Source organism: Streptomyces sp. NPDC006463, from assembly GCF_042870715.1.
GTDB lineage: Bacteria > Actinomycetota > Actinomycetes > Streptomycetales > Streptomycetaceae > Streptomyces.
On the sequence record NZ_JBIAHP010000008.1, the window covers coordinates 214,258 to 229,219 of the forward strand.

Consider the following 14,962-nt stretch of genomic DNA (forward strand, 5'->3'; position numbering starts at 1 on the left):
TGCCCGTCATGCGCGTCGCCCTGTTCGTCACCTGCGTCAACGACGCGCTGTACCCGCGCACCGGCATCGCCGTCGTGCGGCTCCTGGAGCGGCTCGGCGTCACCGTGGACTTCCCGGCGGCCCAGAGCTGCTGCGGGCAGCCGCAGTACAACACCGGCTACCGGTACGAGACCGAACCGCTGGTGCGGCGTACGGCCGAGGCCTTCGCGGGGTACCGGTACGTGGTCACCCCCTCCGGGTCCTGCGCCGCGATGATCCGCGAGCACTACCCGCGCATCGGCCGCAAGGCGGCGGGGGAGGGGCGCGGCACCGCACTCGCGGAGGCGGCGAGGTCGCTGTCACCCCGCGTGTACGAGCTGACCGAGTTCCTGGTCGACGTCCTCGGCGTGACCGACGTGGGCGCGTACTTCCCGCACACCGTCACCTATCACCCCTCTTGTCATGGTCTGCGGGGACTCGGGCTCGGCGACCGGCCGCGACGGCTGCTCGCCGCGGTCAAGGGCCTGGAGCTGATCGAGCTGCCCGGCGCCGAGGAGTGCTGTGGCTTCGGCGGGACCTTCGCGGTCAAGAACCCGGACGTGTCGGCCGCGATGGGCGCCGACAAGACCGCAGCGGCCCGGGCCACGGGCGCGGAGGTGCTGTGCGGCGCCGACAACTCCTGCCTGGCCCACCTCGACGGCCTGCTGCGCCGGGCCGGAGCACCGCTGCGGGCCCTGCACCTCGCCGAAATCCTGGCCGCCACGGAGGAGGAACCGCTGCGATGACGGGTGTCCATCTCGGCATGCCCGCGTTTCCCGACGCGGCCCGCGAGGCCGTCCGGGACGACGTACTGCGCGCCAATCTGCGCCGCGCCACGCACACCATCCGCGACAAACGGGCCCGGGCGGTCGCCGAGCTGGCGGACTGGGACCGGCTGCGCGCGGCCGGCAAGGCCGTCAAGGACCACACGCTGCGCCATCTCGACCGCTACCTCGTCCAGTTGGAGCAGGCGGTGACGGCGGCCGGCGGGACCGTCCACTGGGCTGCCGACGCCGAGGAGGCGAACCGGATCGTCACCGGCCTGGTCCGGGCGACGGGCGAGCGGGAAGTGGTCAAGGTCAAGTCCATGGCCACCCAGGAGATCGGCCTCAACGAGGCGCTGGAGGCCGCCGGGATCGCCGCGTACGAGACCGACCTCGCCGAACTCATCGTCCAGCTCGGCCACGACCGGCCCTCGCACATCCTGGTCCCGGCCATCCACCGCAACCGCGCCGAGATCCGCGACACCTTCCGGGCCGAGATGGGCCATTGGGGGCGGCCGGCGCCCGAGCCGCTCGGCGACGACCCCCGGGAGCTCGCCGAGGCGGCGCGCCTGCACCTGCGCGAGAAGTTCCTGCGGGCCAAGGTCGCCGTCTCCGGCGCCAACTTCATGGTCGCCGAGACCGGGACGATGGTCGTCTTCGAGTCCGAGGGCAACGGCCGGATGTGCCTGACCCTGCCCGAGACCCTGATCTCGGTGGTGGGCGTGGAGAAGGTGGTCCCGACCTTCCGCGACCTGGAGATCTTCCTCCAGACGCTGCCGCGCTCCTCGACGGCCGAGCGGATGAACCCGTACACGACGATGTGGACGGGAACGACGGACGGCGACGGGCCCCGTGCCTTCCACCTCGTCCTCCTCGACAACGGCCGCACCGACACCCTCGCCGACGAGGTGGGCCGCCAGGCCCTGCGCTGCATCCGCTGCTCCGCCTGCCTGAACGTCTGCCCCGTCTACGAACGCGCCGGCGGCCACGCCTACGGCTCCGTCTACCCCGGCCCCATCGGCGCCATCCTCAGCCCCCAACTGCGCGGCACCGGCAGTGGGATCGACGCCTCGCTGCCCTTCGCGTCCACGCTGTGCGGGGCCTGCTACGAGGTGTGCCCCGTCGCCATCGACATCCCCGAAGTCCTCGTCCACCTGCGCGAACGGGTGGCCCAGGGCGGACCGGTGACCCGCGACGGCATCCGCGTCACGGTCCGCCCCGCGCACGGCCGCACCGCCGAACGGGCCGCCATGCGCGCCGCCCGGCTCCTCCTGGACCATCCGGGAGCCCTCAGGGCGGGCGAGCGCCTGCTGGCCCGGGCCCGCCGGCTGCGCCCGCGCCGGCTGCCGGGGCCGGGGCGGGCCTGGACCGGCACCCGCGAACTGCCCGACATCCCGGCGGAATCCTTCCGCGACTGGTGGACCCGGGAACGGGGGACCCCGCAGTGACGAGCAAGGACCGCATCCTGGCCCGCATCCGCCGCGCCGTGCCGGGCGGCCCCGAGGTGGACGTCCCCCGGGACTACCTGCGCGTCCACGGCGAGCGCACCCCGGCCGAGAGCGCCGACCTGCTCGCCGCCAACCTGGCCGAGTACCGCGCGAAGGTCCACCGCACCCGCGAGGACGACCTCCCCGTGCTGCTGACGCGGCTTCTGGCGGCGCGCGGTTCCCGGACGGTCCTCGTGCCGCCCGCGCTGCCCCCGCACTGGCTCGCGGCGGCCGACCCGACCCGCGTCCACGACCGCGCCGGGTCCACCCCGTACGAACTGGACGAGGTCGACAGCGTGGTAACCGGCTGCGCCCTGGCCATCGCCGAGACGGGAACGATCGTTCTAGACGGCGGACCCGAACAGGGGCGCCGGCGCATCACGCTGATCCCCGACCACCACATCTGCGTCGTCCGCGTACCGGAGCAGCTGGTGGACTCCGTACCGCAAGCCCTCGAACGCCTCGACCCCGTCCGCCCGCTGACCTGGATCTCCGGACCCTCCGCCACCAGCGACATCGAACTGGACCGGGTGGAGGGCGTGCACGGCCCCCGCACCCTGGAAGTGATCCTCCTCGGCGCACAATGAGGTCATGCCCACCCACATCGCCCTCACCGCCCTCGTGGTCCACGACTACGAGGAAGCCATCGACTTCTACACGCGCGCCCTCGGCTTCGACCTCGCCGAGGACACCGAGCGCCCGGACGGCTCCCGCTGGGTCGTCGTCCGCCCACCCGGCGCCAAGGAGACCGCGCTGCTGCTGGCCCGTGCCAAGGACGAGGCCCAGCGCTCCCGGGTGGGCGACCAGACGGGCGGCCGGGTCGGCTTCTTCCTCTACACCGACGACTTCGCCCGCGACCACGCCCGGATGGCCGCCGAGGGCGTCCGCTTCCTGGAGGAGCCGCGCCACGAGGCGTACGGCTCCGTGGCCGTCTTCGAGGACCTCTACGGCAACCGCTGGGACCTACTCCAGCCCGCCCGCTAGCCGCGGCGCCTCCCGCGCGGCATCGACGGCCGGGCCGCCGTCCGCGACCCGGCCGGCCAGCTCCCGGGCCCAGCGCACCAGGCCCGCCACGTCGACCCCGTACGGCCGCCCGTCCAGCCCCTCGATCCCGGCGGCCCCGCGGTGCAGCAGCCGCGCCCCGCCGACCGGGTTCCCGCGCGCGGCGTGCGTCAGCCCTACCGCGAGCTGCGCGAGCCCCCGCCAGAGCGGGGCAGCCGCGGCCCCGGGCGCGGACTTCCAGGCGTCCTCGAACACCTCGTGCGCGTGGAACGGCATCCCGGCGTCCAGTAGCCGCTGCGCCTCCCGGACGGTCTGGGCGGGTGAGCGCACCACCCCCTCGGGCTGCCGCTCCACCCCGGGCGCCCCGTAGGGCAGCGGCCGCCCCAGCCCGTCCCTGGGCCGAGCGCTGCGCGCCCGCCCTTCGGCATCCCGATCGCGTGTGTTCACCACCCCATCCTCTCCCTCGTCGATTACCGGTGCATGCACACCCGTCTGCGTGGGGTAATGTTCTGCATGTGCCGCCGAGCAGGGGGAAACCCCAGGTCGAGAGCACATCGGGACGTGGCGCAGCTTGGTAGCGCACTTGACTGGGGGTCAAGGGGTCGCAGGTTCAAATCCTGTCGTCCCGACCAGCGTTTACGCAGGTCGGAGGCCGTTCTCTCGCTAAAGAGAGGGCGGCCTTTCGCGCGTTCGGAGCCATGGTGGTCGCAATGTGGTCGCACGTCCAGTCCGTGGCAGGTTGGCCGTGGCGCTGAAGGCCGGCGGCGCGGGGGAGCGGAGTCGGCGGACAAGCTCGCTGAGCCGGAGGATGTGGTCGCGTGGTGGTCGCAGCCACGCCAGGCGGCCCGTTTGGTGGTTGGCCTTCTCGGCTCCGCTGAGCGTGTGGTCGATGGTGTCGACGGCTTCGCGGGCTGCCTGTTGGGTGAGGTGGCTGTAGATGTTGGCGGTCGTCGACAGGGTGGAGTGCCGCAGCGTCTTGGAGACGACGGTGAGCGGCACGCCGGCTGTGATGGTGATCGTGGCGGCCAGATGGCGCAGGTCGTGCACCGAGATCCTGGGGACGCCCGCTTCCTCGGAGAGCCGGTGGAGCCGGTCCAGGACCTGGTGGGGGCCGAGAGGACGGCCGTCGGGTCGGCAGAAGACCAGTCCGGCGAACGGATCGTCAGGATCGCCGCGCGTTCGAGGCATTGTTTGCGCGTGGTGCCGGAGGGCGGTGGCAACGCGGGGTGAGATGGCGACCCAGCCGCGGCTCGACCGGGTCTTCGGTTGGTGATGACGAGGTGGTTGTTGTCGATGGCGGAGAGGGTGCAGCGGACGTAGAAGACGCCCTGGTCAAGGTGGACGTCGTCCCAGTGGAGTCCGAGGGCTTCGCCCTTGCGGAGGCCGGTGCCGATGAGGAACTCGAACAGGTCGGCCATCTCGGGATCGGCCTGGTGGCAGTAGATGAGGAAGCGGGCGGCCTCGTCCGCTGTCCAGATGTGACGCTCCGGCGACGGAGGGCGGCGCAGGACCGGGGGACTGGCGGGGTTGTGAGGCAGGCGGTGCTGCCCTGACGGCGTCGCCGAGGGCGCTGGAGAGGGTGGCAAGGCACCGGTAGAGGGTGGTTTCGCCGCGGCCGGCGGCGAGCTGGCAGGTGACGTAGGCCGAGATGTGCCTGTGGGCGAGCTGGTCGAGCTTGAGGGTGCCGAAGGCCGGGGTGAGGTCGTTGCGGACGTAGTCGCGGTAGCGGGCCATTGTGGTCGGCTTCAGCACGAGGGCCTTCGCGGCCAGCCAGGTGTTGAGGTAGGCAGCGACGGTCTGGCTCGGGTCGGCGTGTATCCGCCGGCCTCACCCTCGAGGAACGGGCCCAGGGCCTGCTCGGCGGAGTCTTGGGTGGGGAATCCGCCTCGGCGGACGGTGGTGCGGTGGTGGTCTGGGGTGGGGACGTCGACGGCGAAGTTCCAGGTGCCGTGCTGGCTGTCGGTGGTCAGGTGGGGGCAGTGGGTGCCGAGCTGGTGGTGCTGGGGGTCTCGGCAGCCGCAGCGGCGGTAGATCCGGCCGCGGCCGGCGCTGGTACGCATGGGGATCGCCTCCGGGAGGCGGGAACGGGGGTGGGGTTCTTCCAGCGTGCGACCACAAGCGACCACCATGCCGCCCGAAGGTGCGTGACCAGGGCGTTTCCCTTGTTGGCGCGCCAAGGGGCCTATCCGGGAGCGTGGCAGCAGATTCTTCGTCTGCTGGTGGTACAGCAGCCGCACCCATGCTGACCTGCGGAAATCGCGGCAGGCGAGGGCTCTCTGGTGAGGACTGGTACGGGAATGGTCCGGATCTTGGTCCTGGTTGATCCCAGGCGGAGAAGCCGGCGCGGGATGGGAAGTTCCGGGAGCCGTCCATGTCCTGCATGTCCCGTGCGCTCGCCAGCCGGACCGGGGCTGTGGTCGTCCTACCGCCAAGGTGCCTGGACGCGCTGCGCCTGTTGTTGTCCGGAGGCGGCGTCTGCGCGTGCCATGGACAAGGGGGCGGGGAGCCGCCCGGTGGCCGGCATCGACGTCACGTGCTGGGCGTCCTTGATGCCAGCACGTCGGCGGCAACGCCGAGGTTCTGGCGGCCGCTGAACCTTGAGAAGGTGCCCCGTGTAGTTCAGGCGAGTGGCGCGTTGACAAAGCACGCGCACAAACTGATGATGTAATCAGTTGTGCGGAAATGCTCAAACTTGCCTCGCATCGCCGCGCCTCATGTGGAGAAGTGGCTGATTCGCGACTTATGTGAAAACCCTCACGATCCTATTGATGCGGCTCTGCCGAGTCGCCGTACAGCGTCGGCCGGCGGTCGACGCCGGACCACAAGGAGAGGTGCCATGAGCGAGACCGATCTGCAAGCGAAGTTCCAGAAGCTGCCCGAGGCCGTCCGTGAGCGCGTCGAGTCGACGCTGGCGGACGCGAAGATCGCGCTCAAGCTCCGCGTTGCCGAGTTGCTGGCCGACAAGGAGGAGATGGCCGAGCATGCCGTCACCACCGCCGGCCGAATCGGAGCCAAGAGCGGTGAGGTGTCCGAGCTGACCACGATCCTGCCGCTGAAGCCGAACGGCGCCGAACGCCTGCGGAAGTTCTTCAAGCTGGTCGGTGGGAATCTTGCGGGCGCCGGTCAGGTCGGCACGCTGCACAACATGCGCTTCGTGTTCCTCGACAACGACACTAAGCTGCTGTTCGCGACCGCCTTCGACGGCGAGTGGGACCCTTACATCGACGACTTCGCCACCAAGATCCCCGACTTCATGGACTACCTGTTCACCAACGTGGAGGGCTGGCCCGGCATCACCTCGCCCGACGTGAAGGACTTCATCGTCAAGTACCAGATCCCGGCGGAAGCGTGGTTCGTCGCCCATCCCAACCTCACCGTCGCGGAAGCCCACCGGCTCAAGCGGCAGGAGGCCGCGGTGCAGCGCTTCCTGTCGGACCTCAACTGAGGGCAGGCGCACCATGCCTTCCCCGCTGTTCCGGCGGCTGCGCCGGCCCCCGACCCTGGATCTCCACGACATCCAGGCGACTCTGCTGCGGGCCCGGCCTGAGCCCTACTTCGGTACCCACGCGATCCTGGAGATCACCGAGCCCGCGGCGGGCAGGGAACTGCTGCGCAGACTGGCTCCGCGGGTGACCTCGGCGGCCCGCTGGGACGAACCGCAGCCGTCCTGGCTGGCCCTCGCCCTCAGCTATCAGGGACTGGTGGCGCTGGGCGTGCCGGAGACATCACTGGCCTCCTTCCCCGCCAACTTCCGTGCCGGAATGGCCGCCCGCGCCGAGCGGCTGCGCGACACCGGCGTGAACGCGCCCAAGAACTGGGAGTTCCCCTTCGGTACGTCGCGCGTGCACGTCGCCGTCACGGTGTACGCCGCGAGCGAGGACGACTGGCGTGCCGAAGTCGCCGCCTACGAGAAGGAGTTGGGTGAGGTTCCGGGTGTGCGGCTGCTGTCCCACCAGGACTTCGCGGCCGACGGGTTCAATGTGTTCGGCTACCGGGACGGCTTCAGTCAGCCGGTGGTCGAGGGCAGCGGCGCCGAACCGCTGCCCGGCGACGGGCGCCCGATCAAGGCGGGCGAGTTCGTGCTCGGGTACCCGAGCGAGACAGGCGTCCCGCTGCCCGTTCCGGCTCCGGACGTCCTCGGCCGCAACGGCACCTACGTGGTCTTCCGCAAGTACCACTCCCACGTCGCCGCCTTCAACAAGTGGCTGCACGACAACGCCCGTACAGAAGCCGAACGCGAACTGCTGGCCGCCAAGCTCGTCGGCCGCTGGCGCAGTGGCGCACCCCTGGCCCCGGCCCCCGAGCGCGACGATCCTGCGATCGGCGAGGACCCGAACCGGATCAACGACTTCGACTACGCCGCCGACCCGCGCGGACTGCGCACACCGCTGGGTTCCCACATCCGCCGGATGAACCCGCGCGACACCAAGCTGACGGTCCTCACTGACGTCAACATCCGCCGGATCGTCCGCCGCGGCACCTCCTACGGCGCCCCGCTGCCCCCGGACCGGCTCAAGGACGACGGCAAGCCGCGCGGCCTGGACTTCATCGCCCTCGGCGCACGCGCGATCGACAACGTCGAGTTCCTGCAGAGCGAGTGGGTCGGTTCCGGAAACTTCATGGGCCTGGGCAAAGAGAAGGACCCGATGATCTCCTTGCAGGACAAGGGCGCCTACTTCACGGTGCCCGGCACTCCGCCCCGCAGGGTGCAGAACATCCAGTCCTTCAACACCCTGCTCGGCGGCGAGTACTTCTTCATGCCCAGCCTGTCCGCCATCCGCTGGCTCGGCAGCAACTGACCCCAGTACCCTCGCGCGGAGGCCGCCCATGACCACACCCCGCACGTACGTCAAGTACCACCCCGACCTCGAACAGCCCTTCCCCGACGAGGAGGAACTGATCCGGCAAGTCGTCGAGGCCATGGGCAAGGCCAACCAGCAAGTCGCCGACAAGCACCGGCACGGCCTGCGCGACGCCCACGCCAAGAGTCACGGCGTCCTCGCCGGCGAACTGCGCATCCACTCCAATCTCCCCGACCACCTGGCCCAGGGCCTCTTCGCCGAACCGGCCGCCTACCCGGTGATCGTCCGCTTCTCCTCCGCCCCCGGCGACCTGCGCTCCGACCAGGTACCCGTCCAGCGCGGCATCGCCATCAAGGTCATCGGCGCGCCCGGCCCCCGCACCCTCGACGACGGCCACACCACCCAGGACTTCCTCCTCGTCAACCACCCCACCCTTCCCTTCGGGAACATCGCCGAGTACGCCAAACTCCAGGACCTGCTGGAAAAGCAGCCCCGCCAGAGCGACCAGCAGCTCCAGCTCACCGGGCTGGCCGCCCGCGCCGCCGCCAAGGCCCTCACCCGCGTGGGACGCCCGCTGCCACCGGCCGTGGAGACCCTGGCCGCCGCCAACCACCACATCCTCGGCGAGACGTTCCACTCCATGGCCGCTCTGCGCTACGGCGACCACGTCGCCAAGATCTCGGCCGCGCCGCGCTCCGCCAACGTGCGGGCCCTGACCGGCCGACCTGTCGAGAAGAAGGCGGGCGAGTCGGCGCTGCGCGACCTCGTCGTCGACTTCTTCGCGCACAACAGCGCCGAGTACGACATCCGCGCCCAGCTGTGCACGGACATCGACCGCATGCCCGTGGAGGACGCGTCAGTCCTGTGGCCCGAGGAGCTGTCACCCCACGAAGTCGTGGCCGTGCTCCACCTGCCCGCACAGGACGCCTACAGCGACGCCCGCCGCCGCTACGCGGACGACGTCCTCTCCTTCAGCCCCTGGCATGCCCTGGAGGCCCACCGGCCGCTGGGCTCCATCATGCGCTCCCGCCGCGCCGCCTATCCCAGCTCCAGCGACTTCCGCCACCGGCTCAACGGGGTCGACCCCCAGGAGCCGGCAAGCATCAAGGAGCTTCCCGCCTGATCAGGCAGGCCGATCCGCGGATGAGGCCCCGGATCGGGCCGGGACTCACGTGTCAGAATGGATGTGCCCGTTCTCCGTCCGGTTTTCATCATCGAGGTTCTTCCGTGTCCCAGCCCGTTGGCCGTGTGCCGCAGCGACGCAATGCACGGTCCAACCGGGCGCGCATCCTGGCCACCGCGCGCCAGGAGCTCGGGCGGAACCCCGACACCACTCTGGAGGAGCTGGCGCGCGCCTCCGGTGTCGTCAGGCGCACTCTTTTCGGGCACTTCCCCGGACGGGCGGCGCTCCTGGAGGCGCTGGCCGAGGAGGCCGCCGAGGCTCTCCAGGCCGCCGCGGCGGCCGGGGTGAAGGCGGCGGACCCGGCCGAGCGGGCGCTCGCGCGCTTCTCGTTGTCGATGTGGCCGGTGGGCGACCGGTACCGGATGCTCCTGGCGCTGGCCCAGCGGGACCTGGGCATGGAACGGGTCACCGAGATCCTCGAGCCCGCCCGCGTCAAGGTCACCGCCATTCTGGAACGGGGGCAGCGGGACGGCGTCTTCCACTCCCACCTGCCGCCCGCGGTCATGGGTGCCGGCCTGGAGGGGATGACGGTCGCCCTGCTGGAAGAGGTCAACACCGGCGCGCTGGAGGACGACGGGACGCGTACGGCCGTCGCCACGCTCATCGCGGCCGGTGTGCTGGAGAAGCAGGCACGCCTCGTGGTCGATGACGTGGCCGCCGCGATCGCGGCGGAAGCCGTCGCCGATAGCTGAGTCGCAGCCAGCTGTTGGTGCAGAGGTGGAACAGACCCCGGTGCGAGGGCATCGGGGTCTTGGCACGTGTGCCCCGCCTCCGACGTTGTGGTGACGTCGAGCCCCGCGGCGCTGGGAAGCGAGGTCGCGGCGGCGGCACCGGGGGGCGTCGCCACCGAGGACGCGAGCGACGAGTCGTCGGACGACGGGACACCGGCCGGGGACAAGACGGTTGACGACACTACGACGACATCGTCGTCGACGACCGGCCCGGCATCAACAAAAAGGGACGGTGCCGGGTGTCCCCTCCCGGCACCGTCCAGGGCCGTGCGCCGCTCAGGCACGGCCCGTTCTGGGTGGAGGAGGCCGGATCGGGCTTCCGGCCTCCGGTCGGCGGTCATGGGTCGCGCCGAACCTGTGGGGCTCAGACGGCGCCCACGGTTTCGCTCTCGGCCGCTGCTTCCGCCGCCGCCGATTCCTCCTGGCGGTGCTTCCCGGTGGCCTTGCGGCCGGGCAGCACCGCAATGACGATCAGGGTGCCGGCGCCCATGATGATCGCGCCGATGAGGCTGGTGTGCGCGATGGCGTGGGCGAAGGACTCGTGCACCGCCTCGATCAGGGTCTGAGCCTGCTGGGGGCCACCGCCCGGGGTCTTGGCGATGTGCTCGGCGACCGCGAGGCCGCCGCCCACTGAGTCCTTGGCGGTGTCCATCGCCTCGGCCGGGAGGCGACCGCCGACCATGTCGGTCAGCTTGTCCTTGTAGGACGTGGCGAGGAGCGAGCCGAGCACGGCGATACCCAAGGCGCAGCCGAGTTCCAGCGCCGTGTCGTTGGCGCCGCCGCCGACGCCCAGCTCGGACTCGGGGAAGGAGCCCATGATGGTGTCGGTGGCCGGGGACAGGCTCAGGCCGATCGCGAAGCCGAGCATCAGCAGGGGCGTCAGGAAGTCCGAGTACGTTGAACCCGACTCGATCTGCGTGAGCAGGAAGACGCCCGCCGTGCCGATCACCATACCGGCGCCCACGACCAGCTTCACGCCCAGCTTCGGGGCCAGCTTGCCGGTGACCGCGGCGCCGACGAAGACGGCTCCGGCCAGCGGCAGAAGGCGTATGCCGGTCGCCAGGGCGTTGTACTCGAGAACGAACTGCAGGAACTGGGTGGAGTAGTAGATCGAACCGAAGGTGCCGAAGAAGAAGAACAGCACCGCGAGCATCGAGCCGCTGAAGGGGCGCTCCTTGAACTTGCGCACGTCCAGCATCGGGTTCGGATGCTTCAACTCCCAGGCCACGAAGGCCGCCAGGCCGACAGCGGCGACGACGGCCGCACTGATCGGGCCGGCGCCCCAACCGAAGTGCGGGCCCTCGATGGTCGCGTAGACCAGGCTGCCGATGAAGACGATCGAGAGCAGACCGCCGACGTAGTCGATCCGGCCCATGACCTCCGCCTTGGACGGCGGCACCAGGAGCAGTGCTCCGATGACGCCGAGGACCGCCAGCGGGACGTTCATGAGAAAGGTGGAGCCCCAGGCGTGCTCCTCCAGCAGCCAGCCGGCGGCCACCGGGCCGGCGGCGATGGCGAGACCGGACGTGGCGCTCCAGGCCGTGATGGCCTTGGCGCGCTCCGCCCTGGGGAAGATCGCGACCAGCAGCGAAAGGGTGGCCGGCATGACGACGGCGGCACCGACGCCCATGGTCGCGCGGGCGATGATGACCAGGTCGGTCTCGTGGACCAGGCCGCCCATCACCGAACCGCCCGCGAAGATCAGCAGGCCCAGGACGAGTGCGCCGCGGCGGCTGTATTTGTCGCCGATCGCGCCCAGGACGAGCATCAGCGCGGCGTACGGGACGGTGTAGCCGTCGATGACCCACTGGAGGTCACTGCTGGACAGCCCTAGATCCTTCGAGAGGTCCGGCGCGGCGACGACGAGCGACGTGTTCGCCATGACCACGATCAGCAGGCTCAGGCAGAGCACCAGCAGGGCCCACCAGCGCCGTGGATAGGGCCCGGTCATCTTCTCGGCGGGTGTGTTCGCAATGAGCGGCATCGAAAACTCCTTGGCAGGAGGCGAAGCGGAGGCTTCGGGGTTCGCAGATGGGGTGTGAAGGGCGGGCGCGGCCGTGGACCGGCGGGGCACCGGGGGCAGTTAATTGCCCACTCGTGTGCAGGTTAGTTTATTGCCCATCGCTGTGCAACTATCGGGTCCATGCCCCATCGACCGGCGGCTCCGACATGACCCGCGCGCACGTCACCGACGCTTCAGGGCGCAACCGGACCCGCGCTCGCGGAGGGCCTGGCGGAGGGCCCTGCACAGGCGCTCCGGTAGGCATTCGCGGCGCCGGGGGCTCCCGCGTGGGACGCCGTCACCGCGCTGGCGCGCTTCGCCCTCCCGCGTGACGCGGCGGCGTCGATCACCGCGCGGGGCAACGGCCGCAGACGCGCCGCGACCGCCGCTCTGATCGCGATGGGCTGGACGGCGACCGCGCCGTCACCTGCGTCCGAGGGCTCGGGCCGGCGCATGCGCCCTTGGCGCCCAGCTAGGGGCTTCCCCGTGCCGACACAGCTGGCTGAGGGCGCCTGAGTCACGTCGACCTCACTGCCCACGACATACCTGCCGACGGCTCGACCCGGCCCCTGCCGGTGACGAAGCTGTCGGTCGGCCTCGACGGTCTGAGGACCTCGGGGAGCGCCGACGAGTCCCATGCCCGCAGGGTCGAGGCGACCGCGTTCCTGTCGTACGAGGACGTGTCGGCCGCGCTCGGCGTGAGCCTGTCGCGAGGTGACGAGCCGGGCCGGATCAACGCGACGGTCAGTCTGCCGCTCGCCGGCGACGTGACCGTGAGTGCGGCAGTCTCGGCGGCGAAGGGCGACCGCATAGCCTTCACGGACGTCCGTACGGTCCAGGGTGAGCTGATCCCGCCCCTGAAGGCGCTGCTCGACAAGGCCCTGGAAGAGCCCGTCCCGCTGGAGAACGTCCCCAAGGGGCTGCACCTACGCTCGGTCACCACCACGGAGAACGGGATCGACGCCCGCGTCACCGGCCACTCGGTCACCTTCCGTCCGAGCTCGTCGTCCACCGCGTAGAGGGAGCGGACGCCGGGGATCGGTCAGGCGAGGTCGGGGAGGGGGCGCCGGGCTACCTCGTGGGCGTCGTCCGGCGGGACGCCCAGCATGCGCAGGACCATCTCGGCGAGGTTCACCGCGGCATCGTCGCCGTCCACATCGGGCCGGGCGAATCGCAGCTCCACCAGGGACAGCAGGGTCCCGCCCAGGGCAGACAAGGCGACCACCGGGTCGACGGCGGTGAAGCGGCCGGAGGCCATGCCCACCTCGACGTCCCGCAGCGCCCGCCGGGCCAGGCCGTTGTCCGAGTGGATGTGGCCCAGGCCCCGGCGGCGCAGCACCTGCATCAGCTCCGGGTGCGACTCGGCCATGCGGGCGCTGAGCCGGAAGCCCGTCGAGACGAGCTCCGCGGGGTCGTCGATCCCGGCCAAGCGCTCGTCGAAGGTCTGGCCGAACTCCTCCAGCGCGTCCTGCACCGCGGCCTCGAACAGCTCCGTCTTCGAGTCGAAGTGGTTGTAGAACGAGCCGAAGCCGACGTCGGCGCGCTCGGCGATCACCTGGATGCTGACGCTGGTGTCCCCGGTCTCGGCGAGTATCTGGCGGGCCGCGCGGACGAGAGCTCCGCGGGTCTCGGCGCGACGCCGCTCGAATCGGTTGCTGGGCGGGGCTGACGTAGGCATACGCAAAGTCTAACCGCGGAGACGATGACGATCGCAGTCCTGATGAAGTCATCATTTCCTGCCGCGAACGCCTTGACGACAGAACTGTCACACTTGATGATTTCCTCATTACGGCAATGTTGCTTGGAGGACACCATGTCCGAAACCCGCATCAACGCAGTCGGCGTCCCGGACGTCAAAACGGCCCATCAGGACCTCCACAGCGCGCAGGGCGCCCTGCGCGGCGAACATCCCGGGCGCTCCCGCAACCCCCTGATCAAGGTGGCCGACCTGGCATGGCTGGAGTTCGAGAAGCGCGACCTGGACCGGGCCGAGGTCTTCGCCCGGGACTTCGGCTTCGGTATCGCCGCCCGGAGCGAGAGCGAGCTGTGGCTGCGGGGCACCTTCGCCGGCTCGCCGTGCATGGTGATCCGGCGCGGCCGGACCTCCCGTTTCATCGGCCCGGCGTTCCGCGCCGCCGAGCGGGCCGACCTGGACCGGCTGGCCCGAGCCACGGGCACGTCCGTACGGGACGCGGACGTTCCCGGCGGCGGCAAGGCGGTCGACCTGCTCGACCCCTCCGGCTTCCCGGTCCGGGTCGTGCACTGCGCGGAGGAACTGCCGGCGCTGCCCGAGCAGCAGCCGCTGCTGCTCAACTTCGGCACCAATCACCGTCGCACGAACGTCACCCAGCGCCCGCCGCGTGAACCCTCCCGCATCCAGCGTCTGGGCCATGTGGTCCTGGAGACGCGGGTGTTCGGGCGCGCCCTCGACTGGTACCTGGACACCCTCGGGATGATCGTGTCCGACTTCCTGTTCCTGGACGGCCAGCGCGGCCGTGGCCCGACGATGGCGTTCATCCGCTGTGACCAGGGCAGCCGGGCCGTTGACCACCACACGCTGGCCATGCACCTGGGCCCGGGCAACGGCTACGTCCACTCTGCCTACCAGGTGACCGACCTCGACTCGATCGCCACCGGCGGCGAGTACCTGGCTGAGCGCGGCTACCAGCGCAGCTGGGGGATCGGCCGGCACATCCAGGGCAGCCAGCTCTTCGACTACTGGCGCGACCCCGACCGCTTCATGCTGGAGCACTTCGCCGACGGCGACCTGTTCTCCTGCGACCTGGAGCCCGGCTGGGCACCCATGTCGACCACCGGCCTCGCCCAGTGGGGACCTCCTGCCACTCGCGACTTCCTCGGCGCGAGCCCCTCCCCTCAGCGGGTCCGTGACGTCATCGAAGCCCTGCGAGGCGACAACGAGATGGACCCGGCACGCCTGCTGGGCCTGCTCAAAGCCGCCAAGTCCTGAACCCC

The 14,962-nt window shown here is 70.7% G+C and carries 15 protein-coding genes, 1 tRNA gene and 2 pseudogenes; 11 read left to right on the top strand and 7 right to left on the bottom strand.

The annotated features are described in order from the left end of the window. Positions 1-8 precede the first annotated feature (8 nt). The 4 genes from ACFYOB_RS17030 to ACFYOB_RS17045 are packed head-to-tail and all read left to right on the top strand — an operon-like array spanning position 9 to position 3,253. Positions 9-764, top strand: a complete 756-nt coding sequence (locus ACFYOB_RS17030; RefSeq protein WP_388560563.1) for a (Fe-S)-binding protein — start codon at positions 9-11, stop codon at positions 762-764. Further along, entirely contained in the window at positions 761-2,230 is a 1,470-nt protein-coding gene (locus ACFYOB_RS17035) for a lactate utilization protein B (protein WP_388560565.1), read from the top strand. The genes ACFYOB_RS17030 and ACFYOB_RS17035 overlap by 4 nt, the downstream gene beginning before the upstream one ends. Further along, on the top strand, positions 2,227-2,856 hold the full coding sequence (locus tag ACFYOB_RS17040; protein WP_388560567.1) for a lactate utilization protein C: 630 nt from the start codon (positions 2,227-2,229) through the stop codon (positions 2,854-2,856). Before ACFYOB_RS17035 ends, ACFYOB_RS17040 begins: the two co-directional genes overlap by 4 nt. Positions 2,857-2,860: 4 nt before the next feature. Next, positions 2,861-3,253, top strand: coding sequence for a VOC family protein (locus ACFYOB_RS17045; RefSeq protein WP_388560569.1), 393 nt, complete (start codon positions 2,861-2,863; stop codon positions 3,251-3,253). Here ACFYOB_RS17045 and ACFYOB_RS17050 read toward each other — a convergent pair. Beyond that, positions 3,233-3,718: a DUF309 domain-containing protein gene (locus tag ACFYOB_RS17050; RefSeq protein ID WP_388560571.1), complete on the bottom strand. Its 486-nt coding sequence runs from the start codon at positions 3,716-3,718 to the stop codon at positions 3,233-3,235. The two genes, ACFYOB_RS17045 and ACFYOB_RS17050, sit on opposite strands and share 21 nt — an antisense overlap. Positions 3,719-3,826: 108 nt before the next feature. On the opposite strand from ACFYOB_RS17050, the gene ACFYOB_RS17055 reads away from it, so the two are divergent. Continuing rightward, positions 3,827-3,903, top strand: a tRNA-Pro gene (locus ACFYOB_RS17055). A 31-nt stretch (positions 3,904-3,934) separates the two neighbouring features. Here ACFYOB_RS17055 and xerC read toward each other — a convergent pair. The 4 genes and pseudogenes from xerC to ACFYOB_RS17075 all read right to left on the bottom strand — a co-directional run bounded on the left by xerC (position 3,935) and on the right by ACFYOB_RS17075 (position 5,331). Continuing rightward, positions 3,935-4,582, bottom strand: coding sequence for a tyrosine recombinase XerC (gene xerC, locus ACFYOB_RS17060; protein WP_388560733.1), 648 nt, complete (start codon positions 4,580-4,582; stop codon positions 3,935-3,937). Positions 4,583-4,641: 59 nt separating this feature from the next. Continuing rightward, positions 4,642-4,689: pseudogene (locus tag ACFYOB_RS17065) on the bottom strand (hypothetical protein); the annotation flags it as partial. A 277-nt stretch (positions 4,690-4,966) separates the two neighbouring features. After that, positions 4,967-5,023, bottom strand: a pseudogene (locus ACFYOB_RS17070) (hypothetical protein); the annotation flags it as partial. Beyond that, complete coding sequence (locus tag ACFYOB_RS17075; protein WP_388560573.1) at positions 5,017-5,331, bottom strand: hypothetical protein; 315 nt, start codon at positions 5,329-5,331, stop codon at positions 5,017-5,019. The pseudogene ACFYOB_RS17070 and the gene ACFYOB_RS17075, both read right to left, overlap by 7 nt. Before the next feature lie 776 nt (positions 5,332-6,107). Between ACFYOB_RS17075 and ACFYOB_RS17080 the strand changes: the two genes are divergently transcribed. The 4 genes from ACFYOB_RS17080 (at position 6,108) to ACFYOB_RS17095 (ending at position 9,948) form a co-directional block, all read left to right on the top strand. Then, positions 6,108-6,716, top strand: a complete 609-nt coding sequence (locus ACFYOB_RS17080) for a hypothetical protein (protein ID WP_053788620.1) — start codon at positions 6,108-6,110, stop codon at positions 6,714-6,716. A 13-nt stretch (positions 6,717-6,729) separates the two neighbouring features. Next, positions 6,730-8,070, top strand: a complete 1,341-nt coding sequence (locus ACFYOB_RS17085; RefSeq protein ID WP_388560575.1) for a Dyp-type peroxidase — start codon at positions 6,730-6,732, stop codon at positions 8,068-8,070. Between the two features lie 28 nt (positions 8,071-8,098). Then, a complete protein-coding gene (locus tag ACFYOB_RS17090; RefSeq protein ID WP_388560577.1) occupies positions 8,099-9,196 on the top strand; it encodes a catalase family protein in 1,098 nt (365 codons plus the stop codon). Positions 9,197-9,300: 104 nt separating this feature from the next. Then, entirely contained in the window at positions 9,301-9,948 is a 648-nt protein-coding gene (locus ACFYOB_RS17095) for a TetR family transcriptional regulator (RefSeq protein WP_388560579.1), read from the top strand. Between the two features lie 403 nt (positions 9,949-10,351). Here the strand turns inward: ACFYOB_RS17095 and ACFYOB_RS17100 are convergent, their stop codons facing one another. Then, on the bottom strand, positions 10,352-11,971 hold the full coding sequence (locus ACFYOB_RS17100; protein WP_119094881.1) for an MFS transporter: 1,620 nt from the start codon (positions 11,969-11,971) through the stop codon (positions 10,352-10,354). A gap of 560 nt (positions 11,972-12,531) precedes the next feature. Between ACFYOB_RS17100 and ACFYOB_RS17105 the strand changes: the two genes are divergently transcribed. Further along, the gene (locus tag ACFYOB_RS17105; RefSeq protein WP_388560734.1) at positions 12,532-13,008 is read left to right on the top strand and encodes an LmeA family phospholipid-binding protein; all 477 of its coding nucleotides are present in this window, start codon (positions 12,532-12,534) and stop codon (positions 13,006-13,008) included. A 23-nt stretch (positions 13,009-13,031) separates the two neighbouring features. Here the strand turns inward: ACFYOB_RS17105 and ACFYOB_RS17110 are convergent, their stop codons facing one another. Beyond that, positions 13,032-13,667 (bottom strand): TetR/AcrR family transcriptional regulator, encoded by a 636-nt coding sequence (locus tag ACFYOB_RS17110; RefSeq protein ID WP_133896355.1) that lies wholly within the window; start codon positions 13,665-13,667, stop codon positions 13,032-13,034. Between the two features lie 135 nt (positions 13,668-13,802). On the opposite strand from ACFYOB_RS17110, the gene ACFYOB_RS17115 reads away from it, so the two are divergent. Next, complete coding sequence (locus tag ACFYOB_RS17115; RefSeq protein ID WP_053788670.1) at positions 13,803-14,957, top strand: VOC family protein; 1,155 nt, start codon at positions 13,803-13,805, stop codon at positions 14,955-14,957. The last annotated feature ends 5 nt before the right edge of the window (positions 14,958-14,962 follow it).

Bases quoted from the DNA above. Each gene is read 5' to 3' on its own strand.
- ACFYOB_RS17100 (WP_119094881.1), bottom strand. From the start codon at position 11,971: ATGCCGCTCATTGCGAACACACCCGCCGAGAAGATGACCGGGCCCTAT.
- ACFYOB_RS17045 (WP_388560569.1), top strand. From the start codon at position 2,861: ATGCCCACCCACATCGCCCTCACCGCCCTCGTGGTCCACGACTACGAG.
- ACFYOB_RS17110 (WP_133896355.1), bottom strand. From the start codon at position 13,667: ATGCCTACGTCAGCCCCGCCCAGCAACCGATTCGAGCGGCGTCGCGCC.
- ACFYOB_RS17080 (WP_053788620.1), top strand. From the start codon at position 6,108: ATGAGCGAGACCGATCTGCAAGCGAAGTTCCAGAAGCTGCCCGAGGCC.
- ACFYOB_RS17115 (WP_053788670.1), top strand. From the start codon at position 13,803: ATGTCCGAAACCCGCATCAACGCAGTCGGCGTCCCGGACGTCAAAACG.
- ACFYOB_RS17090 (WP_388560577.1), top strand. From the start codon at position 8,099: ATGACCACACCCCGCACGTACGTCAAGTACCACCCCGACCTCGAACAG.
- ACFYOB_RS17085 (WP_388560575.1), top strand. From the start codon at position 6,730: ATGCCTTCCCCGCTGTTCCGGCGGCTGCGCCGGCCCCCGACCCTGGAT.
- ACFYOB_RS17035 (WP_388560565.1), top strand. From the start codon at position 761: ATGACGGGTGTCCATCTCGGCATGCCCGCGTTTCCCGACGCGGCCCGC.
- ACFYOB_RS17030 (WP_388560563.1), top strand. From the start codon at position 9: ATGCGCGTCGCCCTGTTCGTCACCTGCGTCAACGACGCGCTGTACCCG.
- ACFYOB_RS17075 (WP_388560573.1), bottom strand. From the start codon at position 5,331: ATGCGTACCAGCGCCGGCCGCGGCCGGATCTACCGCCGCTGCGGCTGC.